The sequence below is a fragment of the Nocardia sp. NPDC004340 genome, assembly GCF_053602575.1.
In genome coordinates, this window is sequence record NZ_JBSGDW010000001.1 from 1,405,773 (window position 1) to 1,431,198 (window position 25,426).

General features: G+C 69.0%; 26 protein-coding genes. 11 read left to right on the forward strand and 15 right to left on the reverse strand.

Features of this window, described 5'->3' with window-relative positions; genetic code table 11:
* Nucleotides 1–4: 4 nt before the first annotated feature.
* Complete coding sequence (locus ACWEOI_RS06200; protein ID WP_433669318.1) at nt 5–1,075, reverse strand: sn-glycerol-3-phosphate ABC transporter ATP-binding protein UgpC; 1,071 nt, start codon at nt 1,073–1,075, stop codon at nt 5–7.
* 117 nt (nt 1,076–1,192) lie between these two features.
* On the opposite strand from ACWEOI_RS06200, the gene ACWEOI_RS06205 reads away from it, so the two are divergent.
* The 3 genes from ACWEOI_RS06205 (at nt 1,193) to ACWEOI_RS06215 (ending at nt 4,587) form a co-directional block, all read left to right on the forward strand.
* Nucleotides 1,193–1,969, forward strand: coding sequence for an LLM class F420-dependent oxidoreductase (locus tag ACWEOI_RS06205; protein WP_452359073.1), 777 nt, complete (start codon nt 1,193–1,195; stop codon nt 1,967–1,969).
* A gap of 102 nt (nt 1,970–2,071) precedes the next feature.
* Nucleotides 2,072–3,865 carry an ABC transporter substrate-binding protein/permease gene (locus ACWEOI_RS06210; protein WP_452359074.1) on the forward strand — a complete coding sequence of 598 codons (1,794 nt, stop codon included), beginning with the start codon at nt 2,072–2,074 and terminating at the stop codon, nt 3,863–3,865.
* The gene (locus ACWEOI_RS06215; protein WP_452359075.1) at nt 3,862–4,587 is read left to right on the forward strand and encodes an amino acid ABC transporter ATP-binding protein; all 726 of its coding nucleotides are present in this window, start codon (nt 3,862–3,864) and stop codon (nt 4,585–4,587) included. Before ACWEOI_RS06210 ends, ACWEOI_RS06215 begins: the two co-directional genes overlap by 4 nt.
* On the opposite strand, the gene ACWEOI_RS06220 is transcribed toward ACWEOI_RS06215, so the two are convergent.
* Nucleotides 4,584–5,258: a GH25 family lysozyme gene (locus ACWEOI_RS06220; RefSeq protein WP_433669311.1), complete on the reverse strand. Its 675-nt coding sequence runs from the start codon at nt 5,256–5,258 to the stop codon at nt 4,584–4,586. The genes ACWEOI_RS06215 and ACWEOI_RS06220 overlap by 4 nt on opposite strands.
* Before the next feature lie 140 nt (nt 5,259–5,398).
* Nucleotides 5,399–6,739: a glucosylglycerate hydrolase gene (gene ggh, locus ACWEOI_RS06225; protein WP_379272837.1), complete on the reverse strand. Its 1,341-nt coding sequence runs from the start codon at nt 6,737–6,739 to the stop codon at nt 5,399–5,401.
* Nucleotides 6,740–6,965: 226 nt separating this feature from the next.
* On the opposite strand from ggh, the gene ACWEOI_RS06230 reads away from it, so the two are divergent.
* From ACWEOI_RS06230 to ACWEOI_RS06240, 3 genes are all read left to right on the forward strand, one after another.
* Nucleotides 6,966–7,670, forward strand: a complete 705-nt coding sequence (locus ACWEOI_RS06230; protein ID WP_452359076.1) for an SDR family oxidoreductase — start codon at nt 6,966–6,968, stop codon at nt 7,668–7,670.
* 85 nt (nt 7,671–7,755) lie between these two features.
* Nucleotides 7,756–8,556, forward strand: a complete 801-nt coding sequence (locus tag ACWEOI_RS06235) for a polysaccharide deacetylase family protein (protein WP_433669307.1) — start codon at nt 7,756–7,758, stop codon at nt 8,554–8,556.
* A 55-nt stretch (nt 8,557–8,611) separates the two neighbouring features.
* On the forward strand, nt 8,612–9,394 hold the full coding sequence (locus tag ACWEOI_RS06240; RefSeq protein ID WP_433669305.1) for a polysaccharide deacetylase family protein: 783 nt from the start codon (nt 8,612–8,614) through the stop codon (nt 9,392–9,394).
* Nucleotides 9,395–9,498: 104 nt separating this feature from the next.
* Here the strand turns inward: ACWEOI_RS06240 and leuS are convergent, their stop codons facing one another.
* Complete coding sequence (gene leuS, locus ACWEOI_RS06245; RefSeq protein WP_452359077.1) at nt 9,499–12,372, reverse strand: leucine--tRNA ligase; 2,874 nt, start codon at nt 12,370–12,372, stop codon at nt 9,499–9,501.
* A gap of 161 nt (nt 12,373–12,533) precedes the next feature.
* Between leuS and ACWEOI_RS06250 the strand changes: the two genes are divergently transcribed.
* Entirely contained in the window at nt 12,534–12,938 is a 405-nt protein-coding gene (locus ACWEOI_RS06250) for an SdpI family protein (protein WP_433669301.1), read from the forward strand.
* Nucleotide 12,939: 1 nt separating this feature from the next.
* Here the strand turns inward: ACWEOI_RS06250 and ACWEOI_RS06255 are convergent, their stop codons facing one another.
* Genes ACWEOI_RS06255 through ACWEOI_RS06275 form a run of 5 tightly spaced genes read right to left on the reverse strand, consistent with a single transcriptional unit; the run spans nt 12,940 to nt 16,002 of the window.
* On the reverse strand, nt 12,940–13,371 hold the full coding sequence (locus tag ACWEOI_RS06255; RefSeq protein WP_452359078.1) for a GNAT family N-acetyltransferase: 432 nt from the start codon (nt 13,369–13,371) through the stop codon (nt 12,940–12,942).
* Between the two features lie 14 nt (nt 13,372–13,385).
* Nucleotides 13,386–13,808 (reverse strand): cupin domain-containing protein, encoded by a 423-nt coding sequence (locus ACWEOI_RS06260; RefSeq protein ID WP_452359079.1) that lies wholly within the window; start codon nt 13,806–13,808, stop codon nt 13,386–13,388.
* Between the two features lie 27 nt (nt 13,809–13,835).
* The gene (locus ACWEOI_RS06265; RefSeq protein ID WP_452359080.1) at nt 13,836–14,186 is read right to left on the reverse strand and encodes a hypothetical protein; all 351 of its coding nucleotides are present in this window, start codon (nt 14,184–14,186) and stop codon (nt 13,836–13,838) included.
* On the reverse strand, nt 14,183–15,067 hold the full coding sequence (locus tag ACWEOI_RS06270) for a DUF692 domain-containing protein (protein ID WP_452359081.1): 885 nt from the start codon (nt 15,065–15,067) through the stop codon (nt 14,183–14,185). The genes ACWEOI_RS06265 and ACWEOI_RS06270 overlap by 4 nt, the downstream gene beginning before the upstream one ends.
* Entirely contained in the window at nt 15,064–16,002 is a 939-nt protein-coding gene (locus ACWEOI_RS06275) for a TIGR04222 domain-containing membrane protein (protein ID WP_452359082.1), read from the reverse strand. Before ACWEOI_RS06275 ends, ACWEOI_RS06270 begins: the two co-directional genes overlap by 4 nt.
* A gap of 127 nt (nt 16,003–16,129) precedes the next feature.
* Here ACWEOI_RS06275 and ACWEOI_RS06280 point away from each other — a divergent pair, with 127 nt between their 5' ends.
* Complete coding sequence (locus ACWEOI_RS06280) at nt 16,130–17,098, forward strand: bile acid:sodium symporter family protein (RefSeq protein WP_452359083.1); 969 nt, start codon at nt 16,130–16,132, stop codon at nt 17,096–17,098.
* Here ACWEOI_RS06280 and ACWEOI_RS06285 read toward each other — a convergent pair.
* The 4 genes from ACWEOI_RS06285 to ACWEOI_RS06300 are packed head-to-tail and all read right to left on the reverse strand — an operon-like array spanning nt 17,052 to nt 21,586.
* Nucleotides 17,052–18,170 carry an aminotransferase class I/II-fold pyridoxal phosphate-dependent enzyme gene (locus ACWEOI_RS06285; RefSeq protein ID WP_452359084.1) on the reverse strand — a complete coding sequence of 373 codons (1,119 nt, stop codon included), beginning with the start codon at nt 18,168–18,170 and terminating at the stop codon, nt 17,052–17,054. The two genes, ACWEOI_RS06280 and ACWEOI_RS06285, sit on opposite strands and share 47 nt — an antisense overlap.
* Nucleotides 18,167–19,210: a 3-oxoacyl-ACP synthase III family protein gene (locus tag ACWEOI_RS06290; protein ID WP_452359085.1), complete on the reverse strand. Its 1,044-nt coding sequence runs from the start codon at nt 19,208–19,210 to the stop codon at nt 18,167–18,169. Before ACWEOI_RS06290 ends, ACWEOI_RS06285 begins: the two co-directional genes overlap by 4 nt.
* A 9-nt stretch (nt 19,211–19,219) precedes the next feature.
* The gene (locus ACWEOI_RS06295; protein WP_357097374.1) at nt 19,220–19,879 is read right to left on the reverse strand and encodes an SRPBCC family protein; all 660 of its coding nucleotides are present in this window, start codon (nt 19,877–19,879) and stop codon (nt 19,220–19,222) included.
* A gap of 3 nt (nt 19,880–19,882) precedes the next feature.
* The gene (locus ACWEOI_RS06300) at nt 19,883–21,586 is read right to left on the reverse strand and encodes a thiamine pyrophosphate-binding protein (protein WP_452359086.1); all 1,704 of its coding nucleotides are present in this window, start codon (nt 21,584–21,586) and stop codon (nt 19,883–19,885) included.
* A 155-nt stretch (nt 21,587–21,741) separates the two neighbouring features.
* Here ACWEOI_RS06300 and ACWEOI_RS06305 point away from each other — a divergent pair, with 155 nt between their 5' ends.
* The 3 genes from ACWEOI_RS06305 (at nt 21,742) to ACWEOI_RS06315 (ending at nt 24,102) form a co-directional block, all read left to right on the forward strand.
* A complete protein-coding gene (locus tag ACWEOI_RS06305; RefSeq protein ID WP_404205185.1) occupies nt 21,742–22,257 on the forward strand; it encodes an EXLDI protein in 516 nt (171 codons plus the stop codon).
* Nucleotides 22,258–22,375: 118 nt separating this feature from the next.
* Nucleotides 22,376–23,335: an ATP-binding cassette domain-containing protein gene (locus ACWEOI_RS06310; RefSeq protein WP_433669285.1), complete on the forward strand. Its 960-nt coding sequence runs from the start codon at nt 22,376–22,378 to the stop codon at nt 23,333–23,335.
* Nucleotides 23,332–24,102, forward strand: coding sequence for an ABC transporter permease (locus tag ACWEOI_RS06315; RefSeq protein WP_452359087.1), 771 nt, complete (start codon nt 23,332–23,334; stop codon nt 24,100–24,102). Before ACWEOI_RS06310 ends, ACWEOI_RS06315 begins: the two co-directional genes overlap by 4 nt.
* Here ACWEOI_RS06315 and ACWEOI_RS06320 read toward each other — a convergent pair.
* Together ACWEOI_RS06320 and ACWEOI_RS06325 are read right to left on the reverse strand one after the other, a co-directional pair.
* Complete coding sequence (locus ACWEOI_RS06320; protein ID WP_452359088.1) at nt 24,099–24,824, reverse strand: anti-sigma factor family protein; 726 nt, start codon at nt 24,822–24,824, stop codon at nt 24,099–24,101. The genes ACWEOI_RS06315 and ACWEOI_RS06320 overlap by 4 nt on opposite strands.
* A complete protein-coding gene (locus ACWEOI_RS06325) occupies nt 24,821–25,327 on the reverse strand; it encodes a sigma-70 family RNA polymerase sigma factor (RefSeq protein ID WP_433669280.1) in 507 nt (168 codons plus the stop codon). The genes ACWEOI_RS06320 and ACWEOI_RS06325 overlap by 4 nt, the downstream gene beginning before the upstream one ends.
* Nucleotides 25,328–25,426 lie beyond the last annotated feature (99 nt).

Genomic DNA, 25,426 nt, shown 5'->3' on the forward strand with positions numbered 1-25,426 from the left:
GCCGTCAGTGCAGCCGGCTGCCGTCCTCCGGGTGGAAGAAGTAGGTGTGCGCCGGGTCCGCGACCAGCGAGAGTTGCGCGCCCTTGGTCGGCGGGTTGCGCCAATCCGCGCGCGCCACAATCGATTCCCCCTCACCGAAGGTGCGGCCGTAGATGTAGGCGTCGGAGCCCAGCTCCTCGACCACGTCCACCTCCATGGCGATGCCCGCCCCGGTGCCGACCAGGTCCAGGTGCTCGGGCCGGATGCCGACCACGACCCGCTCGCCGGTGGTCGCCGCCACCGAGCGCGGCAGGGGCAGCGGGCAGCCGCCCAGCGTCACCGAGCCATTGGCGACCGGCAGCGTGAACAGGTTCATGGCGGGCGAGCCCATGAAGCCCGCGACGAACAGGTTGGCCGGATCCCGGTACAGGTCGCGCGGGGACGCGCACTGCTGCAGCAGCCCGTCCTTGAGCACCGCCACCCGGTCGCCCATGGTCATGGCCTCGACCTGGTCGTGGGTGACGTAGACGGTGGTGGTGCCGAGCCGGCGCTGCAACTGGGCGATCTGGGTGCGGGTCTGCACGCGCAGCTTGGCGTCCAGGTTCGACAGCGGCTCGTCCATCAGGAACACCTGCGGGGACCGCACGATGGCGCGCCCCATGGCGACGCGCTGGCGCTGACCGCCGGACAGGGCCTTGGGCTTGCGGTCCAGGTAGGGCTCCAGGTCCAGCAGCTTGGCGGCCTCGAGCACGCGCTGCTGCCGCTCCTCCTTGGAGACCTTGGCCATCTTCAGCGCGAAGCCCATGTTCTCGGCCACGCTCATGTGCGGGTACAGCGCGTAGTTCTGGAACACCATGGCGATATCGCGTTCCTTGGGCTCGGCGTGCGTGACGTCCTTGTCCCCGATCAGGATTCGGCCGTCGCTCACCTCCTCGAGCCCCGCGAGCATGCGCAGCGAGGTGGATTTGCCGCAGCCCGAGGGGCCGACGAGCACCAGGAACTCGCCGTCGGCGATCTCCAGGTTCAATGCGTCGACGGCGGGCTTGCCCGAGCCGGGGTACAGCCGGGTGGCCTGGTCGAAAGTCACCGTTGCCACGGTTAACACTTCCCTTCACCGGCAGGAACGTGCCGGACGATCCGAGTTCGAGGGTCGGCCCCAGAGCGTAGCCGAGGGCAGAATGGGCGGCAGTGATCACCGAGACCAGGAGCATTCATGAGCCGACCGGTTCGTATCGGAGTCCAGCTTCAGCCGCAGCACGCGCCCGACTACGGGTTGATCCGGGACGCGGTGCGTCGATGTGAGGACATCGGGGTGGACATCGTCTTCAACTGGGACCACTTCTATCCGCTGTACGGCGATCCCGAGGGCGCGCACTTCGAGTGCTGGACCATGCTGGGCGCGATCGCCGAGCAGACCGAGCGGGTGGAGCTCGGCGCGCTGGTCACCGGCGGCGGCTACCGTAATCCGGACCTGCTGGCCGATATGGCGCGCACCGTGGACCACATCAGCAACGGGCGGCTCGTGCTCGGTGTCGGTGCGGGCTGGTTCGAGAAGGACTACGGCCGGTACGGGTACGAATTCGGCACGGCCGGAAGCCGTCTCGCGCTGTTCAAGGAGTCGATGGCCCGGATCACCGACCGGCTGGCCAAGCTGAATCCGCAGCCGGTGCGCGACATCCCCATCCTGATCGGCGGCGGCGGGGAGCAGAAGACGCTGCGGCTGGTCGCCCAGTACGCCGACATCTGGCACAGCTTCTCCGACCTCGACGTGCTGCGGCGCAAGACCGGCATCCTGGGCGAGCACTGCGCCGAGGTCGGCACCGACGCCGCGGCGATCGAGAAGTCGGTGGCTTGGCCGGGCCTGGACCAGGCCGACGATTATCACGCGGCGGGCGTGACCCTGTTCACCGTGAGCTCCGGCGGACCCGACTACGACACCGCCCGGATCCAGGAGGCGGTGGCCTGGCGCGACCGGGTCAATCAGGGGTAGACCGGGTCGATCAGGGGTGGATCGGGCTCGGAAGGTGACGCTTCCGAATCGGCGTGAGGCTAAACCTGGAGTGGCAAACATCCGGCACTAGGGTGATTTGCCATGGTTTCCTTGCGGCACCTGGCGGGTGTCCTGTTGGTAGGGCTGGTCGGCGTCGCCACGCTCGGCGTGGGCGGCGCGGCGGCCGACGACCGTGATCTGTGTTCGCCGCCCGGTCCGGCGGCGGCCAGCGCGGCGCCGACCAACCTGGCCTCGGGGCAGCGGAACCAGAGCGCGGACCGGTTCACGACGCCCACCACGACGCCGCTGAACACGATCGACGTCACCAAGCTGGGGCTGCTCACGCCCGGCAAACTGAGCGTCGGAACCCTGTCGGACGCCCCGCCGAGCATCTGCGTGAACTCCAAGGGCACCTTCACCGGCTTCGACAACGAGCTGCTGAAGGCGATCGGCGCGAAACTCGGCCTGCAGGTGGAGTTCACCGGCACCGAGTTCGCGGGCCTGCTGGCCCAGGTCGCCAACGGCCGCTTCGACATCGGCTCGTCCAGCATCACCACCACCGACGCGCGGCGGCAGCTGGTCGACTTCACCAACGGCTACGACTTCGGCTACTTCTCCCTGGTGGTGCCGAACGGCAGCGCCATCCACGGCTTCGGGGACCTGAACCGGGGCAAGCGGATCGGCGTGGTGCAGGGCACCGTGCAGGACGAGTACGTGGTCAACGAACTGCACCTGGATCCGGTGAAGTTCCCCGACTACAACACCGCCTACGCGAACCTGAAGTCCGGGCAGATCGACGCCTGGGTGGCGCCCTCGCAGCAGGCCATCGGCGCGATCAAGCCGGGCGACCCGACGTCGATCACGCAGAACACGTTCAGCGTCAACAACTTCACCGCCTGGGCGGTGCGCAAGGGGCATCAACCGCTCACCGACGCGCTCAACGCGGGCCTGGACGCGGTGATCGCGGACGGCACCTACGCAAAGCTGTACGAGAACTGGGTGCCGCGCGAACTGCCGCCGGGCTGGAAGCCGGGCTCCAAAGCCGCAGCCGCACCGCAGCTTCCGGACTTCGCGAAGATCGCGGCCGAACACGCGGGCGACCGGTCCGGGGCTGGCACAGTGCAGCCGAAGTCGACGCTGCGGCAGTTGAAGGACACGTTCTTCGATTGGTCGTTGTATCGCAAGGCCTTCCCGGACCTGATCAAGACGGGTCTGCCCAATACTCTGATCCTGGCGCTGGTTTCGGGCCTGCTGGGCACCGTGCTCGGCATGCTGCTCGCGGTGGCCGGCATCTCCCGCACCCGCTGGCTGCGCTGGCCCGCAAGGGTTTACACCGATATCTTCCGCGGGCTGCCCGCCGTGGTGATCATCCTGCTCATCGGTCTCGGCGTGGGACCGGTGGTCAAGGGCATCACCGGCAACAACCCGTACTGGCTGGGCGCGGTGGCGCTGGCGCTGCTGGCCTCGGCGTACATCGGTGAGATCTTCCGGTCCGGCATCCAGTCGGTGGAGGCCGGGCAGCTGGAGGCGGCCCGCGCCATCGGATTCGGCTACCGGCAGGCCATGACGCTGGTGGTGATCCCGCAGGGCGTGCGCCGGGTGCTGCCCGCGCTGATGAACCAGTTCATCGCGTTGATCAAGGACTCGTCGCTGATCTACTTCCTGGGCCTGCTGGCCTCCCAGCGCGAACTGTTCGCGGTGGGCCGGGATCTCAACGCGCAGACCGGGAATCTGTCGCCGCTGGTGGCGGCGGGCCTGGTGTACCTGCTGCTGACGGTGCCGCTCACGCACCTGGTCAACTACATCGACAACCGCATGCGCGACGGCCGCCCCGCCGGCGGCGATCCCGCCGAACCCGTCGAACAGGCCGTCATCACGGAAGGGCGTGGAGCATGAGTGCCTCCCTCACCGGCACCGGCCTGCGATTGACGCTGGGCCGCACCGAGATCCTGCGCGGCGTGGACGTGCACGTGGACGCGGGCAAGACCACCACGGTGATCGGGCCGTCCGGGTCCGGTAAGTCGACGCTGCTGCGGGTGCTGAACCGGCTGCACGAACCCGACTCCGGCGACATCCTGCTGGACGGCGCGTCGGTGCTGGGCGAGAACCCGGACCGGCTGCGGCAGCGAATCGGGATGGTGTTCCAGCACTTCAACCTGTTCCCGCACCGGACCGTCGCCGACAATGTGGCGCTCGGTCCGCGCAAACTGCACGGGCTGTCCAAGGAGCAGGCGCGGACGCTGGCGCTACAGCAGCTGGAGGCGGTCGGGCTGGCGGGGAAGGCGGACGCGCGCCCCTCGTCGCTGTCCGGCGGTCAGCAGCAGCGGGTCGCCATCGCCCGGGCCCTGGCCATGAAGCCGGACATCATGTTCTTCGACGAGGCCACCTCGGCGCTGGATCCGGAGCTGGTGAAGGGCGTGCTCGCGCTCATGTCGGAGCTGGCGAGCGGCGGCATGTCGATGATCGTGGTCACCCACGAGATGAGCTTCGCGCGTTCGGTGTCCGACCAGGTGGTCTTCATGGATCACGGCCAGGTGGTGGAAACCGGCACACCCGAGGCGCTCTTCGAGAACGCGGAAACCCCTCGGCTGCGCCAGTTCCTGTCCCAGGTGCTCTAGCTGCTGCCCGCGAAGGGCAGGTTCGCGTAGCGGCCGAAGTCACCTTGGGCTCCGCTGTAGATGTTCATGTCCACGCCCGCGGCGATGCCGGGGATCCGTCCGGCGTCGGTGGTCTGCCAGAAGGTCCAGTGCGGCCAGCCGCCCGGGACCTCGGGCTGGTCGTTGCCGCGGTAGTCGGCGATCCACAGCGGGTAGGCGGTGAACTCGTTGGAGTCGGCCATGGCGGTCTGCCAGAAGCGCGGATAGGTGTAGATGATCGGCATCCGGCCGGTCAGGGCCCGGACCGTGTTCAGGTAGCGGTGGGTCCAGTCGATGAGCGCGGCCGGGGGCAGCCCGCCGGAGTCCTCGAGGTCCAGCACCGGCGGCAGGTCCATGGGCCCGTTCTGGCCCAGCACCAGGGCCGAGTAGAAGGCGGCCTGCGCCTCGGGAAGCAGGTTCGGGCGCGCGAAGTGGTAGGTGCCGCGCGCGACGCCGGCCACCCGCATGGACAGGCTGTCCTGCACGAAGTACGGGTTCACGTAGTTGAGGCCCTCGGTCGCCTTGAGCATGGCGAACGAGTATCCGGCGGCACGCACACCGAACCAGTTGATGCTGCCGCCGCCGGGGTGCTGCCACGAGGCCACGTCCGGGCCCTCGATATCGGCGGCAGCCACCCCGGCGGGGGTAGCCATGAGGATGCCTGTAGCCGCGACAGTTAGCACTTTCATCAGTGTGCGTCCGGTCATGCGTAAAAACGCTAGGCCGAACCACCGCCGGAGCGGTGAAGGCGCGACTGTCTAATTCGCCAATCGTTAGCCGAACTGTCCGGCGGTCAGCCGAGCCAGTCCAGCACCGACGCCGCGGTCCAGGACTGCTGCATGCTGCCCAGGGGTTCACCGGTGAACGGCTCGTAGTACTCGGCGAAGCTGCCGTCACTGGCCTGGCGCAGTCCCTCCGCGCGCAGCATGAACGAGCGCTCGGCCCAGCCGCGGCGGGCGAACACCCAGGAGAACAGCCAGCTGATCACCGGCCACACCGGCCCGCGCCAGTACTCGCGGGACCGGAAGTCCCGCGCCACCGGGGAGGTCGACGGCGGCAGCGCGTAGCGCAGATCCGGGTGCCCGCACCAGCGCGGGCCCTCGAACAGCCGCAGCAGCCGCCGTTCGGCGTCGCGGGGGAGTCCGCCGCTGAGCAGCGGCGCGAAGCTCGCGAGCGTCTCGGTCTCGATCCATTTGTCCGCGCGCACGTCGAAGTCCCGGGCCACGCCGGTGCGCGCGTCGGTGGTGGCGATCACGCCCGCGCGGAAGTAGTCGGCCCACTCGTAGAGTTCGCGCACGTCCGCGTGCGGCTGCTTGTAGTCCTCGCCGATATTGGCGAGCACGTCGCAGGCCAGCGCGAAGATGGCGGTCACGAACACGTCCTCGACCGCGAAGCTCATGGTCGACGCCAGCTGGTAGTCGTCGTATCCGGCGCGGCGCATCTGCTCGACCAGCCACAGGTAGCGGTCGTACTCGCGGTCGGAGGGACGCTGCGTCGGGTCGCCCACCACCTGGGTGTCGGCGCGCTGGTACGGCGGCAGGTCCGGACCGGGAATCACGTTCTCGTAGGCGCGATCCCAGCGCGGCGAGTTGTCCATGCCGGATTCCCAGCCGTGGTAGAGCGTGATTCGCCCGTGCTGCTTGGGATCTCGCGCGTAGGCCAGCCAGCGGTGCCAGCGCATCAGGTCGGGCCAGCGCCGGTTCAGGAAGTCCTCGGCGACCGCGCGGGTGCTGCGTCCGTGCCGGCGCGAGTGGTCCAGAATCCGTTGCACCGCAATGGCATGCACGGGCGGCTGGGTGATTCCCGACGTGTCGGGCCCGTCGGGCGCGTCGGCGGCGAGGCGGCGGCATTCCCAGCGGGAGGGCCCGGGGAAGTAGCCGTCCACCCCGTTGGCGAAGACGATGTGCGGGATCATCCCGTTGCGCCACTGCGCCGACAACAGGGTGTCCAGTTCCAGGGCCGCGCGTTCGACACTGAGCGGCGCCAGACCGACCGCTACGAATGCCGCGTCCCAGCTCCACATGTGTGGATACAGCTTGGGCGCGGCGCTGGTCATGGTGCCCAGGTCGTTGCCGCGCAGCAGGTAGGCCGCGCGGGCCGCGAGCTGGGTGGGCGTGAATCCCGGGTGTGTCATCGCCCTATTCTGCGCCGGTACCCGTAGGTATGCGCGATAGGGCGAGGAGGTGTGGTTCGACGCTCGGTGGATCGTGGATGACGCGTGGACAGTGGACTGCGCTGGGTCGCCCGTGGACGACTCCTGATCGCCAGATTGCACTTCGTTCGCCTTCTCATGAATCAGCTAGCGGTGGTGTGCCCGTCCGGAGCATCGCCGGACCGACGCGGCCGGTTACGGTGATCACATGGCGAATTCCGCGAGGCTCGAATCCGACCGGCCGACAGCGTTGATCACCGGGGCCAGCCGGGGGCTGGGGGCGGCGATTGCGCGGGAACTGGCTCCGGCACACCGATTGTTGCTGGGCGCGCGCACGCAGCAGGCCCTGGAACCGGTGCTGCGCGAGCTGCCCGGCAGTGCCGGATGGCCGGTCGATCTCACCGATTACGCGGCGGTGGCGCGCGCGGTGGACGGCATCGAACGGCTGGATGTCCTGGTGCACAATGCCGGGATCGCCGACCTGGGAACGATAGCCGATTCGTCGGTGGCGCAGTGGCGGAATACGTTGGAAGCCAACCTGATCGCGGTCGCGGAGTTGACCAGACTGTTGCTGCCCGCGCTGCGCGCCGCCAATGGCCATGTGGTGCTGATCAATTCGGGCGCCGGACTGCGGGCCAATCCGGGCTGGGGCGTGTACGCGGCCAGCAAATTCGGTTTGCGCGCCTTCGGTGACGCGCTGCGGCTGGAGGAACCGGCCTTGCGGGTGACCTCGGTGCATCCGGGGCGGATCGACACCGACATGCAGCGCGAGATCATCGCGGGGGAGGGCCGCGACTACGACCCGAACGAGTTCCTCACCGCGGAGACGGTGGCGCGGGCGGTTCGCAATGCCGTGGAGACCCCGCGCGACGCCCATCCGACCGAGATCGTGCTGCGTCCCATCGCCCGCTGAGAGGAACCTGAATTTACGCGCTGAATTGCGATCATTTCGCACAGAATTGGTGCCCGGTTCACGCCGTATGGATATAACGAACGCGATGGACAGACGACAGCTGCTCGCGATGCTCGCCGCGGGCACTGCGGCCGCCTTGACCGGGTGCTCTTCGGAGGGCCCCACCCCGAAGGTGACCCCGCGGATCAGTGGACCCGTCGCGACGCCTTCGCCGTCCGCGGCGCCGAAGTCGATCGCCGGGCCGCCCGCCGCGCCGAAGTCCGCGATTCCCGCGGGCACGATCACGGCGCTGCCCGGGCACGGCAACAGCCTGGCCCTCACCGTCGACGACGGCGCCAGCCCCGAGGTGGTCGGGGCCTACGTGAAGTTCGCCAAGGACACCGGGGCCCGCTTCACCTTCTTCGTCACCGCGTACTACGACTCGTGGACCACGCACAAGGCCGCGCTGCGGCCGCTGGTGGAGTCCGGTCAGATCCAGCTGGGCAATCACACCTGGGATCACCCGGACCTGACCAAGCTGTCCTCGACCGAGATCGCCGCCCAGCTGACCAAGGCGAAGTCCTTCCTGCACAACAACTTCGGCGTGGACGGGACCCCGTATTTCCGGCCCCCCTTCGGCCGCCACGATGCTACCGTCGACAAGGTGGCAGCCGATCTCGGTTACACCGTCCCCACCATGTGGTACGGCTCGCTGTCCGACTCCGGTGTCATCACCGAGGACTATCTGATCGAGTGCGCGCAGAAGTACTTCAACGCGCAGGCCATCGTGATCGGCCACGCCAACGCCCCCGCCGTGACGCACTGCTACGACCGTCTGGTCGAGATCATCCGTGCGCGCAACCTTTCGCTGGTGACCCTCAACGACGTGCTGGTGTCACCGGCCTGACGGCTGCGCCGGGGGGGCGCGGGAGTTTCGTTCGGAAGAGTGATTGAAGGTCGAGATGGACAGACGTCGGCTGTTGACGTTGCTGGCTGCGGGTGGGGTCGCCGGATTGCTGGGAGCGGGGGAAGCCCGCGCCGAATTCCCCTTCGATACCGGGTCTTCCGGGATCGTTCCGCCATTGCCCGGGGTGACACCGGATTTCGGGCCCAAGACGGCGATCGGGCCGGGAACCATCCAGGGGCTGCCCGGCGACGGAAACCATATGGCGCTCACCATCGATGACGGAGCCAGCTCCGAAACCATCGGTGGCTTCATCGATTTCGCGCGCAATACCGGCGCGCGGCTCACCTTCTTCGTCACCGCCTACTACCCGGGCTGGCTCGAGCACCGGGATGCGTTGCGCCCCATGGTCGATTCCGGGCAGATCCAGCTCGGCAACCACACCTGGGACCATCCGGACCTGACCCGCCTGTCCGGCGGCGCGATCGCCGACCAGCTGAACCGGTGCAAGGACTTCCTGTGGGATCAGTACGGTGTGGACACCACGCCGTACTACCGCCCGCCCTTCGGCAGGCACAATGCCGGCGTCGACGCGGTGGCCGCGGACTGCGGCTACACCGTCCCGACCATGTGGTACGGCAGCCTGAGCGATACCAATACGGTGATCAACGAGGGCATGCTGCTCGACGCCGCCCACCAGTGGTTCCGGGCGCAGTCCATCGTGATCGGCCATGCCAACCGGCCGACCGTCACCCACATCTACGACCAGCTCATGGACATCGTCCGTGAGCGCAACCTGCAACTGGTCACCCTCAACGACGTCCTGATCCCGCCGCGGTAATTCCAACTCTCGGAGGCTCTCAGGGGCTTCGCCCCCGCCCCCCCGAAAGACTCAGGCCCGCATGCGCTCTGCGCATGCGGGCCCGAAATGTCAGGGACTCGGCGTCAGGCGACGATGTTCACCAGGCGGCCGGGCACCACGATGATCTTGCGCGGCGGCTTGCCGCCCAGCAGCTCGGCGATCTTCTCGTCGGCCAGGGCGGCGGCCTCGACCGCGGCCTGATCGGCGTCGGCGGGGACGCTGATCCGGCTGCGGACCTTGCCGTTGACCTGGATCGGGTACTCGACCGAATCCTCCACCAGCAGTGCGGGATCCGCCTTCGGGAAGGGGCCGTGCGCCAGGGCGGTGTGGTGGCCCAGGCGTTCCCACAGTTCCTCGGCCACGTGCGGGGACATCGGGGCCAGCATCAGGACCAGAGGCTCGACCAGCTTGCGGGGAGCGCCGTCCCCGTAGTTCTTGGTCAGGTAGTTGGTCAGCTCGATCAGCTTCGCGCCCGCGGTGTTGTCGCGCAGGTTGGCGTAGTCGTCGTCGACCCCGGCGATGGTCTTGTGCAGCAGGCGCAGCGCCTCGGCCGAGGGCTCGGCGTCGGTGACCTTCAGCGCGCCGGTCTCCTCGTCCACGGTCAGTCGCCACACACGCTGCAGGAAGCGGTGCGCGCCGACGACGTCCTTGGTCGCCCACGGGCGCGAGGTGTCCAGCGGACCCATCGACATCTCGTAGAAGCGGAAGGTGTCCGCGCCGTACAGGTCGCACATCTCGTCGGGGGAGATGGCGTTCTTCAGCGACTTGCCGATCTTGCCGTACTCCTGGAAGACCTCCTCCTCGGTGCCGGAGGCGTTGGTCCAGAAGAACTTTCCGTCCCGCTCCACGACCTCGGCGGCGGGCACGTAGGCGCCGCGCTCGTCGGTGTAGGCGAAGCCCTGGATGTAGCCCTGGTTGAACAGGCGGCGGTACGGCTCGAAGCCGGACACGTCACCCAGGTCGAACAGCACCTTCTGCCAGAAGCGCGCGTACAGCAGGTGCAGCACCGCGTGCTCCACGCCGCCGACGTACAGGTCCACCCCGCCCGGATCCTTCGGACCGTGCTCGGCGGTCCGGGGGCCCAGCCAGTACTTCTCGTTCTCGGGGGCGCAGAAGGCCTCGCTGTTGGTCGGGTCCGCGTAGCGCAGCTGGTACCAGGAGCTGCCCGCCCAGTTGGGCATGACATTGGTGTCGCGGCGGTACTTCTTGGGGCCGTCGCCCAGATCCAGCTCGACGTGCACCCATTCGGTGGCCTTGGCCAGCGGCGGGGACGGCTCGGAGTTGGCGTCGTCCGCGTCGAAGGTGACCGGCGCGAAGTCCTCCATCTCCGGCAGCGTCACCGGCAGCATGGATTCCGGCAGCGCGTGCGGCGCGCCGTCCTCGTCGTAGACGATCGGGAAGGGCTCGCCCCAGTAGCGCTGGCGGGCGAACAGCCAGTCGCGCAGCTTGTACTGGACGGTGCCCCTGCCGTGGCCGTCGGACTCCAGCTGGGTGATCACCTTGGCCTTGGCGGTGTCGATGTCCAGGCCGTCCAGGTATCCGGAGTTCACCAGGGTGCCCTCACCGGAGTAGGCGGCCTGCGAGATGTCGCCGCCCGCCACGACTTCCACGATGGGCAGGCCGAAGGCGGTGGCGAACTCCCAGTCGCGCGGGTCGTGGCCGGGGACGGCCATGATGGCGCCGGTGCCGTAGCCGGACAGCACGTAGTCGGCGATGAAGATCGGGACGCGGGCGCCGTTCACCGGGTTGGTGGCGTAGGTGCCCAGGAAGACGCCGGTCTTCTCCTTGTTCTCCTGGCGCTCCAGATCCGACTTGGCCGCGATCGACTTGCGGTACGCCGCAACGGCTTCGGCCGGGGTGTCGGCATTGCCGAAGGTCCAGCGGGCCTCGGTGCCGGACGGCCAGGTGGTGCCGGTCAGCCGGTCCACCAGCTCGTGCTCGGGCGCGATCACCACGTAGGTGGCGCCGAACAGGGTGTCGGGGCGGGTGGTGAAGACCTCGATGAGGTCCGAGCCGGCCTCGAACTTGACCTGCGCGCCCCGTGAGCGGCCGATCCAGTTGCGCTGCATGGACTTCACGTTCTCCGGCCAGTCCAGCTCGTCCAGGTCGTCGACCAGGCGATCGGAGTAGGCGGTGATGCGCATCATCCACTGCCACAGGCGCTTGCGGAACACCGGGAAGTTGCCGCGCTCGGAGCGGCCCTCGGCGGTGACCTCCTCGTTGGACAGCACGGTGCCCAGGCCCGGGCACCAGTTGACCATCGAATCGGTCTGGTACACCAGGCGATAGGAGTCGACCACGGCGTTGCGCTCGACCGGCGACAGGTCGGCCCAGGCCCGGCCGTCGGCGGGAGACCGCTTGCCGGAATCGAATTCGGCGATCAGCTCGGTGATCGGGCGCGCCTTGTTCAGGCCCTCGTCGTACCAGGCGTTGTAGATGCGCAGGAAGATCCACTGCGTCCACTTGTAGTACTCGGGGTCGGTGGTCGCGAACGACCGGCGGCGGTCGTGGCCCAGGCCCAGCCGGTCCAGCTGCCGCTGCATGGTCGCGATGTTCGACATGGTGGTGTCGCGCGGGTGCGCGCCGGTCTGCACCGCGTACTGCTCGGCGGGCAGGCCGAAGGCGTCATAACCCAGCGCGTGCAGCACGTTCCGGCCCTGCATGCGGTGGTAGCGGGCGAATACATCGGTGGCGATGTAGCCCAGCGGGTGTCCGACGTGCAGGCCCGCGCCCGACGGGTACGGGAACATGTCCTGGATGAACAGCTTGTCGGCGGGAACGCCGGCGGCCAGCGGGCCGACCGGGTTGGGCGCGAAGAAGGTGCCGCGCTCGTCCCAGTTGCGTTGCCACTTGCGTTCGACGCGGCCGGCGAGGTCGGCGTTGTAGCGGTGTGCGGGAACGTCGCCGCCCCCCGCCGCGGTCGCGGTGGGTGTTTCGGTTGCACGGGTGTCCTGCACGGTCCTGCCTTCGCTTGTCCAGCCAATCCCCGATAAAGGTCGCTCACCAGGGTAAAACGTCGGTACCTCGGGCCCCAAAAAGGGTCGAGGCTGGTTCCGCCGCCGGTGTCCGGAGCAGGCCCGCGGCGGGTCCCCACCGGCCTGACAGGTACCGTGGCGGGGTGTTCGTCGTGGCGCTGATCCTCTTTGTCCTCGCGGCTGTGGCCGTGGTCACGGGCGTGCTCGGACTCACCGGCACCCTGCCCGGCAACCGCTATTTCGGGGTGCACTCCGACGCGGCGCTGAAGACCGAGGAGGCCTTCAAGCTGGCCAACAAGGTGGCGGGGCCGACCTCCATCGTCGCGGGTCTGCTGCTCGCGGCGAGTGGCGCGGTGGCGCTGGTGTCCGGGGGCGTCCCGGCGCTGGTGCTCGCGGCGGTCGCCGTGGTGATCGCGCTGTTCACCATGGGTGCGGGCGCGGCGGCGGCGGAGAAGGCCATCGCGAACGCGTTCCCGGAGGAGAAGGTCGGCGGGTGCGGCAGCGCCTGCGGCGGGTGCTCGCTGCGCGACACCTGCGAGACCGCCTGACTCAGTCGGTGAGCGAGCGCCGCATCCAGATGTGCGGGATGCCCGCGTCCATGCCGACCTCCCCGAACTGCCGGTAGCCCAGCTTCTCGTAGAAGCCGGTGGCGTGGGTCTGCGAGTGCAGTTCGATCGCGACCAGTCCGCGGGCCCGCGCCCGCTCCTCGATGGCTCGGACCAGGGCCGCGCCGAGTCCGGTGCCGCGGGTCTCGGCCAGCACGGCCAGCCGCCCGAGGATCCCGATCCCGTCGCGCACGAGCAGTCGCCCGGCCCCCGCGGGCCGGCCGTCCAGCAGTCCCAGGAAATGATCGGCGACCTCGTCGAGCTCGTCGATCTCGATCTCCTCCGGCACGCCCTGCTCGGCGACGAAGACCTTCAACCGCACGGCGTAGGCCTCGGCGAGTTCCCGCTCGGTGCTGACGGTGACGACCTCGATCATGAACCCAGCATGCCTCAGTGCGCCGGATCACTCGCCGAGGGTTCGCCGGCGCAGGGCGGGGTCGGAATGCCCCGCGAGAGCGGGCTGCCCTTCGGATTCACGTAGAACACGGTCAGCATGACGGGCCGCCCGCCGCTGTTGCGCGCCAGATGCGCGTGCGCGGCACCGCTGGGCTCCCGGAAGATTCGCCACGGCCGCACGGTGACCGGTGTGCAATCCGCCCGCGGATGATCGAGCGCACCACCGGTGACCAGCACGAACAGGGTTCCGTCGTGGTAGTGCCAGCCGGTCCGGCCGCCCGGCTCGAGGATCGTTCGGCGCAGCACGAATTCCCACCGCGCCACACCGAATCGGAACAGCACCCGACTGGCCGTCCCGGCCGCCGGGGCGGGATTGGGCCGGAAGCCGTGTCGCGGATCACGCCTGGAGAAGACCACGATCCATCATCGCCGATCCGGTCGGCGTCAGTGCCGACCGCGGCCGAGCAGTCGCGCCCGCAGGCCGCGGCGCGGGCGCGGGTCGGGCAGGCCGGCCGATGCGGCGAAGGCGGCCGCGTCCTCGGGGGTGCTGGTCTTCGGGCGGGTGCGCGCCCACTCCAGATACCGGGCGCGAAAATCGGGTCCGGCGGCGACGGCCAGTCCCGGGAAGCGCCGCGCCACCTCGTCGGCCCGCTTGTGCAGCAGGCCGTGGGCGGTGGCCGCCAGGTCGCCGGTGTCGAAGCCGGGCGGCGGACTGTCCCCGGCGACCAGGGCGCGCACGATCGCGGCCTGCTGTTCGGCGAGGGTGCCCGCGGCGCGCTCCGAGTCGATGGTCATGCCGGAATCGCCTCCGGGCGCAGGGTGACGGGCGCGCGGCCGGATGCCGCGGCGATGGCGTTGAGTTCGGCGGCGAGTTCGGTTGCGGGCGGGTAGTTTCCGTCGCGTTCCAGCATGAGCGGGACCGATCGCCCGGTGGCGAACTCGGCCACCAGGTCCAGGACCTCTGCGGGGACGCTGTGCACATGCGTGTCGATGTAGCGGCCGTCCGACTCGTGGCCGCCCGCCACATGGCAGTAGGCGACCCGTTCGGCGGGCAACCGCAACAGCTCGGTCAGCGGGTCACGTGACGTATTGCGGGCATTGGCATAGACATTCGCGATATCGAGCAGTAGATAGACGCCGGTGCGCTCGACCAGTTCCTGCAGGAACTCCGCTTCGGTGTAGTCGGCGTCCGGCCATTCGAACAGCGCCGCGATGTTCTCGACCGCCAGCGGTACGTCCAGCTGCCTGCTCGCGCGGAAGATATTGCGCTCCAAGGCATCCAGCGCCTCCCGGGTGCGCGGCACCGGCAGCAGGTGACCGGCTTCCAGTCCGCCCGCGCGCACGAACGCGATGTGCTCGCTCACCAGCGGCGAACCCAGGGCCCGCGCGCAGTCGGCCAGATGCGCGACCCGCCGGTCGTCCACCGCCTCCGCACCGCCCAGGGACAGCGAAACACCGTGCGGCACCGCCGGTATCCCGCGCGCCACCAACGCGGCGAGTTCCTCCGGCACCACGGCCCCGGCGCTCCGCCCGCGCCGCCGCCCGGAACCGTTCGGCGCCAACGTCTCCGCGATGACCTCGCAGAAGCCGATGCCGTCCAGCGCAGCGACCATGCCGCAGATCTCGCGCCGCCAGCCGATGCCCAGCGCGCCCTCGGGAAGCGGTGATCCGGTCATCCGCCGCAGCCTCCTCCGCCGCAGCTGCTGCCGCAACTGCTGCTGCTTCCGCAACTGCTGCCGCCTCCGCTGTCGCTGGTGCCGCAGCTGGATCCGCTACCGCACGAACTGCTTCCGCCGCCACTGGCTCCGGCCGCGAGATCGGCGGCCCCGGCGAGGGCCGGGTCCAGGGTCCACAACACGAGCGAGCCGTAGAGCGCGACCGCGAGGGCGGCGCTACCGGCGCCGTACGCCGCGTAGGCGGGCGCGTTGGCGGGTCGCAGATGCAGGTTGTCGTTGCGGGCGTGCTCGATGGTGTCGTGGCCGCGTCGGGTCAGCCGCGGCGCGCGCCCCACCACGATGGTGACGACGCCCAGCACGATCATGACGATCACCAGGAAGCCCACCGAATGGTGGCTCGCCACACCGGCGATCAGCCGGGCCAGTCCGAGCAGCAGCACGGCGAAGAGCGGAAACCGGGCCGTCCGCAGAGCTTTTCGCTGCTGGTCGCCGAACAGGTAGCCGCGGTAGCTGAGATCCTTGCGCATCCGATCGGTGACGCCGGCCGTCGCGACCAGCATCGACGTCATGTTCAGCTGGTCCGACCGGCTCAGGCTCGCCCACAGGGTGCGGGAGATCTGATCCAGGTCCGAGGCCTCGCCCGCGCTGTAGGGCCGGACCGGTTTGCCGCTGGAATCGATGATCCCGTGGCCGCGCAGCTGTGCGAGCGCCGCCAGCACCGGCCGCCGGTCGTCGACCAGCAGGGCGGTCTCACTGGGCGTCAGGGGTCCCGCGGGCGGCCAGGCCGGGTCGATCCGCCGCAGCACGCTCGCCCGGATCGCGTATCCCGCGGCGATCGCCAGCAATCCGGCGAGGACATAGAACAAGAGGAAGGCCGGGCCGGATATCCCCCAGGTGTTGGTCGCGGCCGCGGCCGCGACGGTCCCATGGACCATGGCGATTCCCCTCGGGAGTCGTCGTGACAGTCGATCAACTCCAGTATCGCGGCTGTGCGGGTGCCGTGTTATCCGAGCGACCGCGGGGTGGTCATTCGAGGAAACTTTCGGTGATTAGCCTGATCCGGTGCGATTTCTCAGCAAGTTCTATATCGATGGGTTCATTCTGTCGATCCTCGGGATGGTCGTCCTGGCCAGCATCTTCCCGGCCCGGGGCGATGCCGCCGAGGTCGTGAACTGGCTGACGAAGATTGCCATCGCGCTGCTGTTCCTGCTCTACGGCACCCGCCTGGCGCCGCACGAGGCGATCGAGGGCCTCAAGCACTGGCGACTCCACTTGACGGTGCTGGCCTGCACGTTCATCATCTTCCCGCTGATCGGCCTGGCCGCGCGGGTGCTGGTGCCGCACATCCTCACCCCCGACCTCTACACCGGTGTGCTGTTCCTGTGCCTGGTGCCGTCGACGGTGCAGTCCTCGATCGCGTTCACCTCCATCGCCAAGGGCAATGTGGCGGGCGCGATCGTGAGCGCCACGGTGTCGAACCTGCTGGGCGTGTTCCTGACCCCCGCGCTGGTGATCCTGCTCATGAACACCACCGGACAGGCGAGCGTGGATCCGTCCGCGGTGGTGGACATCGTGCTGCAGCTGCTGGTGCCGTTCTTCGTGGGCCAGTTGATCCGGCCCAAGGTGAAGGGCTTCCTGTCCCGCTACGCCGAGCCGACCAAGCTGGTGGATCGCGGGTCCATCCTGCTGGTGGTCTACAGCGCGTTCAGCGCGGGCATGGTGGAGGGCATCTGGCACGCCATGTCGCCGTGGCGGATTCTGGGCCTGGCGGCGGTGTGCTGCGTGATCCTGGCGATCGTGCTGACGGCCACCGGTTTCCTCGGCGAGGCGGTGCGGTTCGATCGCGCGGACCGGATCGTGGTGGTGTTCTGCGGTTCCAAGAAGAGCCTGGCCACCGGGCTGCCCATGGCGACGGTGCTGTTCGCCGGTCACTCGGTGGGCCTGGTCGTGCTGCCGCTCATGATGTTCCACCAGATTCAGCTGATCACCTGTGCCGCTCTCGCAGGACGCTGGGCTCGTACCGCGCCGTGAGCGAGAGCAGCCGGCTGTCCTCGCGCCGCAGCGCGCGGTGCAGTCCGGCGGAGGGCCGGTCGGCCAGGGCGTGCAGTACGGCGCGGTGCGCGCCCGGGTCGCCCACCGCGATGCGGGCGCTGCCGTCCGGGTAGCGCTTGGCCGCGATCCCGGCCCGGGCCAGCGCGGGCGCGATGTCGCGGCCGGGCAGGTACAGGAAGTTGGCGCTCGAGCGCGGCACCCGGATGCCCGCGCGGCGCAGGTCGATCCGGAGCAGCTCGCGTTCGGTGGTGATGCGCAGAATCCGTTCGCCCAGTTCGGCTTCCGCGGCGTAGGAGGCGCGCACCGCCGCCACCGCCGGGCCGGGCATCCCGAACGGCAGTTGCAGCCGCCGCACCCGCCGCACCGGTTCCGGCGCGCCGAAGGCGTAGCCGATCCGCAGCCCGGCCAGCCCGTACGCCTTGGAGAAAGTGCGCAGGACCAGCACATTGGGATGCCTGTGGATAAGTTCGAGGGGGTCCAGTGCGTCGGCCGCGCCGAGGAATTCGACGTACGCCTCGTCCAGGATCACCGGCACCCGGGCCGGGATCGAGCACAGGAACGCCTTCAGCTCGCTGGCCCCGACCACGGTGCCGGTCGGATTGTGCGGGCGGCACACCGCGATCAGTCCGGTGCGATCGCCGACCGCACGCGCCATGCCCCACAGGTCCTGGCGGCCGTCGGCGTCCAGCGGCACCGCCACCGGCCGCAGTCCCACCAAGTTCGCCATGATCGGATAGCCGTCGAAGGTCGGTGTGGCGTAGACGAATTCGGATCCGCGGCGGGGGAGGGTCTGCATGATCTGCATGGCGACCCCCGTCGCGCCCGCCCCCACCACGATCCGGTCGGCGTCCACCCCGAGGTGCTCGCCGATCAGCCGGGGCAGCCGCTGCGGCAGGAATTCCGGGTACCGGTTGGCACCGCCGAGACTGGTGTCGATCGCGGCGATGACGGAAGGCAGTGGCGGAAACGGATTCTCGCTCAGGCTCAGGTCGTAGCGGACGGCGGACGAGTCGCCGCGCAGCCCCGTCGGCCACGGCACCGGGCGCGTCATCGGGCGGCTCCCCAGCGCACGGCGGCGGCTCCCGCGAAGTCGCCCGCGTGCGCGAAGGCGGCCATCAGCACCACCGAGCCGTTGCGCAGCCGCCCCGCCCGGTTCTCGGCGTCGAGCGTCACCGGAATGCCCGCGGCGAACAGGTTTCCGCAGCTGTCGAAGGTGTCGGGATGGCGTTCGGGCGGCAGTTCCATGGCCTCGTTCCAGTTGCGCAGGAACAGCCGGTTGGGCTGGTTGGTGACGAAGGTGTCGAGATCGCTGGACTTCACGCCGATCCGCTTGCACACCGCCTGCGCGACCTCCGGCACCAGCCGATTGCCGCGGGTCATCACCTTGGCCACTTTGGATTCGGTGAAGCTGACGCAACCCTGGCCCTCGCCCGGCTCCCAGTACTTGCGGTCGCCATTGGTGCTGAATTCCATATCGCCCGCGAACTCCGGATAGGTGCGGCATTCGATGTCGAGAATGGGCGCGGAGCTGTTCTTCACCAGCAGGCCGACCCCGCAGCCGTCGCCGGGGACGGGGGCCTGCGCGAGCCCGCGGATGTCGGGCTGGGTGAACACCGGGCCCGCGCAGTTCTGGGTGCAGGCGATGAGCGCGGTGCGCGCGTCGGTGGTCTGCAGGATCATGCGGGCGGTCCACATCATGTGCACGAACGCCGCACAGCCGCCGTTGTGGATGTCGAAGACCCAGCGCGGCTTCATGTTCAGCCGCCGCGCCACCTCCGGTCCCGCCCCCAGCACGGGATTGTCGGGCAGCTGGGTGTGGGTGAGCAGCACGTCGATGTTCGAGATCTCCGATGCGCCATGGCGTTCGATGAGCGGGGCGACGGCCCGCTCGACCATGTCCACGGCGGTCTCGTCGCGGCCCACGTGGTGACGGCCCTGGGGAGCGCGGAACATGACGTTCTTGGCCATCCGGTCCGAGCGCGAGAACTGCGTGAAGTACTCGGTGCCGACCGGATCACCGGGCAGGTACCCGGCGACGTCGACCAGGCTGACCGCCGGCGGCGTCCGCAGGGCGGGATCGGTGAAGTCCATGGCGCATCCTCACTTCATCCAGGCGGGCTTGATGGGCAGTCCGTGCGAGGCGCGGTACTCCGCGATGACCCGCAGGTTGTCGAGCTCCAATTGGTGCCCGGCGGAGAACATCTCCCAGAAGTCGCCCACCCACACCTTGCGCTTGTCCGGCGCGGTGTCCTTGTAGGGGTTCTTGTCGTAGAACGGGTGATGGCAGTTCGTCCACAGCACCACCGAGCCCGGCTTGTCGAACACCACCTGGGCGTCGACCACCCGCATCAGATAGACCATCCACAGGTGTTCGCGCTGATCCCAGGCGCAGTGGTAGTCCACGGTCATGGCCTCGGGATTGGCCACCGTGCGGGTGTAGATCCGGGTGCTGTCGCCCAGCCGGTCGTAGGACTCCCACAGTCCGGGTTCCTCGGTCTCGGTGAATCCGCGCAGGCTGTAGGTCCACTCCTCCAGGCACCGGGTGTCGGCGAGGTACTCGTACAGGTCGCGGGGCGGGGCGTCGATATAGCCCTGCACCGGGCAGAAGTCGCCGAAGATCTGGTCGTGCGGATACACCGAGCGGAGCATGTCCAGGATGATCGGGGTGGTGGCGTCGCGATCGGAGTTCTCGATCCGCAGCACGCCGGGCACGACTCCGTCCGGAATGTCACTGAGGGCGGGCAGGGCGCTGGTGGTCACGGATTACCTCCTGGGTGGCGTCAGGAACGGTGTGAACGGCGGGATTTCGTCGGGATCGCAGTCGATCGCGACGAACGACGGACCCGGGCGGTCGAGACAGTGCCGCAGTGCCGCGGCGAGCTCGGCCCGGTTCTCCGGTGCGTGGGTGCACAGATCCGGGAACATGGCGGCCATCCCCGCGCCCGGATACGCGGGACGAAATCGGTTGAAGCTGTACCGATCCCCGTAGTACAGCTGTTCGCGCGTGACGCACATGGCGTGCGCGTTGTTGTTGAGGACGATGAAGGTGATCGGCAGCCGGTGCTCGACGGCGGTGTGAATCTCCATGCCGTGCATGAAGAACGCCCCGTCCCCGGCGATCACGAAGGTGCGCCGCGGACCGCCGTCGGGGCGGCGGTGGCGGGCGAACGCGGATCCGATGCCCGCCCCGAACGCGTACCCCATGCCGCCCATGCCGAGCGCCACCGTGAACCGGCCGCCGCGCGGCAGCCGCAGGTGATGCACCACGGCCGCACCGGTATTGCCCGCGTCGGCGAATACGTCCGCGCCCGGCGGCAGCGCGTCGTTGATGATCTCGACCACCTCGCGATACCGCAGTCCGGGACCGTGTGCGGGCGGGACGGGCAGCGGCGTGAGGGCGGGCTCGCGGTGCGGGTGCGGCCGCAGCGGAATGATCCGGGCCGTGTCCTCGGCCGGGCCGGAATCCAATTCGGCGATCAGCTCGTCGAGTGTCTTGGCCAGATAGTTACTGTGCGCGTGGGCGGTGGGCAGGAACGGCGGCAGCGCGCCCACGCTCGCCAGCGGCACGGCCGCCAGCGCGTCCTCCATACCCGCCCGCGCGGTGACCGGCATGCGGGTGCCGATCAACAGGCACAGGGCGGCGCCCTGCAGCGCGTCCAGCAGTTCCGGATTGCCCATGCTGCCGGAGACGCCGCAGAACCCCGGGTCGGCGTGGTGGTAGACGTCCTTGGCGTCGGGCGCGACCCCGACGGCCGCGTCCAGCCGGGCGGCGAAGCGGGCCAGTTCCTCACGGGCGTCGTCGCGGGCCACCTGGTCCCCGGCGATGATCACGATCTTGCCGAGGGCCCGGGCGCCGCGCACGATGTGCACCACCCGCCACAGGCTCTCGATCTCCCGGCGGTAGGTGCGCGCGGGCGGCACGAAATCCGGGGTGACCAGGTCGGCCTGCTGAATGTCCTTGGGCAGCAACAACACCGCGGGGCCGCCGCGGCGGGCGGCGGCGACGGCGCGGGCGAGGTGCGCGGGCAGGTCGGCGGGGGCCTCCACGCGCGCGCAGTACCGCGAGATCGGCGAGTACAGCGCCACCGCGTCGAAGCTGCCCGCCTGCCCGCTGGAGTCCTGGAACGCGCCCTTGCCCTCCAACGCGGTCGGGGGCTGGCCGATCAGGGCCAGCACCGGCACCCGGGAGGCGAAGGATTCGGCGAGTCCCGCGACCAGGTTCACGGCCCCGCCGCCGGAGGTCGCGCAGACCACTCCGAGGCCCGAGGTGGAGCGCGCGTAGCCGTCGGCCATGGTGGCCGCGCCGAACTCGTGCGTGGCGACCACCGCGGTGATCAGGTCGCGCTGTTCGTAGGCCGCGTCGTACAGATCCTCGATATTCGCGCCGCCGACCCCGAACAGGTGCCGGACGCCCAGCGTCGAGATCGCCTGGACCAGCCGGTCCGCGACCCGTGTCCCGCTATGCATGGGCGATTCCTTTCGGTGGTCGCCACCGGCGACCGAGTACCGCTCACTCGGGATACGAAATCCGGGTACCCAGCGGTTCAATGCCGCTGCTCGACCGCCTGGCGTTCTCGAACCGAACCTTGCCGTGTATGTATACGTCTACGTATAGTTGGGTCATGCCGAACAAGACGATCTACGTGTCCGATGACGACCTCGCACTCTTTCAGCGGGCTCAGGAGCTGGTCGGGGGCAATCTCTCGGGGGCGATCGTGACGGCGTTGCGGCGCTTCATCGAGCTCGAGGAGGGCCGCCGGCAGGGCTACGACGAGGTGGTCCTCAAAGTCGGCAAGGACGGGATCCGACAGGTTCGATTCTCCGCCACCCTGCTGACCGACTGGCACCAGGTGACCAATGAGCGCATCGAGGACATCCGGGTGTACCGCACACGCAAAGGCGCGTACGCGGTGCACAGCCACTTCTCCAACTGGTCGGAGTTCCCGGCCGACACCAACATCCTCAAGGACTGGCGGCAGTGGCGGCGCTTCCTCGGTGTGGGGGAACAGAATTGGGGGGACTTCACCCTCGAGGTCTTCGACACCGTGCGGGAGCTGAAGGGCAAGATCCCGGATCGGCTCTACGCCCGCGTCATCGACGCCACCGAACATCCGAACGTCGAGGACCTCGACATCTGATCCGGCAATCCCGGTAGCACAACCGAACAGCTGTAACCGGCAACCTTGACCGCAAGCCTCGGCGGTCACGGCGTAGATAACGCATGCATTCATGCCTATTAATTGATGAGAGGGAGACATGAACCTCGACCCCGGTCCGGCGGCCATCAGCGTCACCGGCCTGTGCAAATCCTTCGGCGAGCAGATCGTGCTCGACCGCATCGACTTCACCGTGCCCGCGGGCAGCGTGTTCTCGCTGCTCGGACCCAATGGCGCGGGCAAGACCACCACCGTGGAGATCCTGTCCACGCTGAAGCGGCCCGACGGCGGCGAGATCAGCGTCGGCGGGCACGATCCGGTCACCGATGCCGACGGGGTGCGGTCGGTCATCGGGGTCACCGGCCAGTTCTCGGCCGTCGACGAACTGCTCACCGGGCGCGAGAATCTCCTGCTGATGGGAGACCTGCACCATCTGCCCCGCGCCGAGAACCGCAGGCTCGCAGCGGAACTGCTGGCCACCTTCGATCTCGAGGAGTCCGCCGACAAGATCGCGTCCAGCTACTCCGGCGGCATGACGCGGCGACTGGATCTGGCCATGACGCTGGTCGGCGATCCCCGCATCATCTTCCTCGACGAACCCACCGTCGGATTGGATCCGCGCAGCCGCCGGGCCATGTGGGACATCATTCGCGACCTCACCGCGCGAGGCGTCACCATCTTCCTCACCACCCAGTACCTCGAAGAAGCCGATCAGCTGGCCGATCGCATCGCCGTGCTGCATCAGGGGCGGCTGGTGGCCGAGGGCACGGCGGACCAGCTCAAGCGCATGGTGCCGGGCGGATACATCCGGCTCGACTTCCTCGAACGCGGTGAATTCGACTCCGCCGCACAGCTGTTCGGCGACGCGGCGCAGGTCAACGGCGATCTCACCCTGGCCATTCCGAGCGACGGCGCGGTGCGCTCGGTCCGCGAGGTGCTCGACCGGCTGGACGCCGCACGGGTGGAGCCCGCGGGACTGTCCGTGCACACCCCCGATCTCGACGATGTCTTCCTCGCCCTCACCGGTGGCCACGCTCCCGCAAAGGAGAACCTGAGATGAGCACTCTCACCACGTCGTTCGCCGATTCCAAGACGATGCTGCGGCGGAATCTGGTGCACGCCAAGCGGTATCCGGGCATGACCTTCGCACTGGTCGTCATGCCGGTGGTGCTGCTGCTGTTGTTCAACTTCGTGTTCGGCGGCGCGCTGAAGTCCGCTACCGGCGGCCGGTACATCGACTATCTGACGCCCGGCATGATGCTGCTGATCCCGGCCTACATGGTCGCGGGCATCGCGGTCGGGGTGTCCACCGATATGACCAAGGGCATCATCAATCGTTTTCGCACCATGCACTTCTCGCATCCGTCGGTGCTGACCGGGCATGTGGTGGGCACCTGGATCCAGGGCATGGCCGGGGTGGTCGTGATGACGCTGGCCGCGCTCGCCATCGGCTTCCGGCCGCACGCGAACGCGCTGGAATGGCTGGCGGCGTTCGGGCTGCTCGGGCTGATGGTGTTCGCGGTGAACTGGCTCGGCGCGGGCTTCGGCCTGGTCGCCCAGACCCCGGAGAGCGCCTCCAACCTGCCCATGCCGATCATGTTGCTGCCCTTCCTCGGCAGCGGGCTGGTGCCCACCGACACCATGCCCGCCGGGGTGAAGCAGTTCGCCGAGTACCAGCCGTTCACGCCGATCACCGAAACCCTGCGCGGGCTGCTGATGGGCGGGCCGATCGGGCACAACGGGGCGCTCGCCATCGGCTGGTGCGTGGTGATCACCGTCGCCGGATACTTCTGGGCCACCACGACTTTCCGTCGGAAGACCGCCTAGAGCCCGGCCGCCAGCAGGACCTTGCCGGACGGATTGCGGATCTCCACCGTCTTCAACTGCTCCGGCGAGGCCGACGCGGTGCCGTCCACGGTCAGGCTCTGGCCCGACTTGACCGTCCACTCGGCGAGTTTGGACTGCACGCCGTCATCGCGGGTCACCCACATCGACAGCGTCCACCCGTACACCTCGTCCTTCTCGTCGGACGGCGGGTAGGAGCACCACATGTCCACCCGGGTCCGGCCGTTGATCGACACCACCTTGAAGGTGGCCTGGATCGGGGTGTCGGTCTGCGGCTTCAGCGGTCCCTGCGCCACCACCTGCTGCACTACCGCCGGACGGTCGGACTGTGCGACGGTGGCGGTCACCGGCACCGCGATCGCTATCGCCGCGGCCGCCGCGGCCACCGCCGCGCCGATCGACCACCGGCGGCCGCGCCGACGGCTCGCCAGCGCCCGGTCCGCCAGGGCGGGCAGCAGGCGTTCGGGCGGCGGCGGCACGCTCGCGGACGGATCCTCCTGCGCCGTAATCGACAGCGCGGTCTCAGGGTCCACCAGCCCCAGCAGGCCGGGCAGTCCCGCCAGTTTCGACACGGCCGCGCGGCAGGACTCGCATCCGGTCAGATGCTCCTCGTACTCGCGGCGGTCGTCCCGGGCGAGAGCGCCGAGCACATACGCGCCATCCCACGTGGTGTAGCCATCGCACAGCTCATGGCCCTCGGTCATCTCGTCACCCCCATCTCCTGCAGCACCAATCGCAATGCCCGCATGCCGTAGTGCATGCGGGACTTGACCGTGCCCTCCGGGATCTCCAGTTCCCCCGCGATCTGATGCGTGGACAGACCCCGGTAGTAGGCGCGGACGATCACTTCGCGGTGATCGACGCTCAGCCGCGCCAGCGCGTCCGCCACCAGCCAGCCGTCCAGCGCCCGATCGGTCTTGTCCGGTTCGGGCACCTCCGGCGGGTGATCGGTGCGGAATTCGCGTCGGCTGCGCGCGCTGCGATGCTCGTCGACCGCCAGATTACGGGCGACCGTGAACAGCCACGCTCGCGCGGAACTGGTGGACTGATCCAGCACATTCGGCCGCTGCCAGGCGCGCAGCAGGGTCTCCTGCACGATGTCCTCGGCCCGGCCCGGATCCCCGACCAACCCGTAGGTATAGCGCCACAACGCGCCCGCGTGCTCCTCGTAGAGCGCACGGAGCAAGGCGGCCTGGTCCTCCGGCATCGCGCTAACCCGCCTCTCCGCGACTCTTGCCGACGGCCGGGTGCCACATCGGTCGCGCACCGGACCGGCGGTGTGAAGCTGGTCGAGTTCTGGTCGTAC

Excerpts from the sequence above, each read along its gene's own strand:
- ACWEOI_RS06205 (WP_452359073.1), top strand. The coding sequence starts at position 1,193 with ATGAGCCGACCGGTTCGTATCGGAGTCCAGCTTCAGCCGCAGCACGCG.
- ACWEOI_RS06210 (WP_452359074.1), top strand. The coding sequence starts at position 2,072 with ATGGTTTCCTTGCGGCACCTGGCGGGTGTCCTGTTGGTAGGGCTGGTC.
- ACWEOI_RS06215 (WP_452359075.1), top strand. The coding sequence starts at position 3,862 with ATGAGTGCCTCCCTCACCGGCACCGGCCTGCGATTGACGCTGGGCCGC.
- ACWEOI_RS06220 (WP_433669311.1), bottom strand. The coding sequence starts at position 5,258 with ATGGCTACCCCCGCCGGGGTGGCTGCCGCCGATATCGAGGGCCCGGAC.
- ggh (WP_379272837.1), bottom strand. The coding sequence starts at position 6,739 with ATGACACACCCGGGATTCACGCCCACCCAGCTCGCGGCCCGCGCGGCC.
- ACWEOI_RS06230 (WP_452359076.1), top strand. The coding sequence starts at position 6,966 with ATGGCGAATTCCGCGAGGCTCGAATCCGACCGGCCGACAGCGTTGATC.
- ACWEOI_RS06235 (WP_433669307.1), top strand. The coding sequence starts at position 7,756 with ATGGACAGACGACAGCTGCTCGCGATGCTCGCCGCGGGCACTGCGGCC.
- ACWEOI_RS06240 (WP_433669305.1), top strand. The coding sequence starts at position 8,612 with ATGGACAGACGTCGGCTGTTGACGTTGCTGGCTGCGGGTGGGGTCGCC.
- ACWEOI_RS06255 (WP_452359078.1), bottom strand. The coding sequence starts at position 13,371 with ATGATCGAGGTCGTCACCGTCAGCACCGAGCGGGAACTCGCCGAGGCC.
- ACWEOI_RS06265 (WP_452359080.1), bottom strand. The coding sequence starts at position 14,186 with ATGACCATCGACTCGGAGCGCGCCGCGGGCACCCTCGCCGAACAGCAG.
- ACWEOI_RS06270 (WP_452359081.1), bottom strand. The coding sequence starts at position 15,067 with ATGACCGGATCACCGCTTCCCGAGGGCGCGCTGGGCATCGGCTGGCGG.
- ACWEOI_RS06275 (WP_452359082.1), bottom strand. The coding sequence starts at position 16,002 with ATGGTCCATGGGACCGTCGCGGCCGCGGCCGCGACCAACACCTGGGGG.
- ACWEOI_RS06285 (WP_452359084.1), bottom strand. The coding sequence starts at position 18,170 with ATGACGCGCCCGGTGCCGTGGCCGACGGGGCTGCGCGGCGACTCGTCC.
- ACWEOI_RS06290 (WP_452359085.1), bottom strand. The coding sequence starts at position 19,210 with ATGGACTTCACCGATCCCGCCCTGCGGACGCCGCCGGCGGTCAGCCTG.
- ACWEOI_RS06300 (WP_452359086.1), bottom strand. The coding sequence starts at position 21,586 with ATGCATAGCGGGACACGGGTCGCGGACCGGCTGGTCCAGGCGATCTCG.
- ACWEOI_RS06305 (WP_404205185.1), top strand. The coding sequence starts at position 21,742 with ATGCCGAACAAGACGATCTACGTGTCCGATGACGACCTCGCACTCTTT.
- ACWEOI_RS06310 (WP_433669285.1), top strand. The coding sequence starts at position 22,376 with ATGAACCTCGACCCCGGTCCGGCGGCCATCAGCGTCACCGGCCTGTGC.
- ACWEOI_RS06315 (WP_452359087.1), top strand. The coding sequence starts at position 23,332 with ATGAGCACTCTCACCACGTCGTTCGCCGATTCCAAGACGATGCTGCGG.
- ACWEOI_RS06320 (WP_452359088.1), bottom strand. The coding sequence starts at position 24,824 with ATGACCGAGGGCCATGAGCTGTGCGATGGCTACACCACGTGGGATGGC.
- ACWEOI_RS06325 (WP_433669280.1), bottom strand. The coding sequence starts at position 25,327 with ATGCCGGAGGACCAGGCCGCCTTGCTCCGTGCGCTCTACGAGGAGCAC.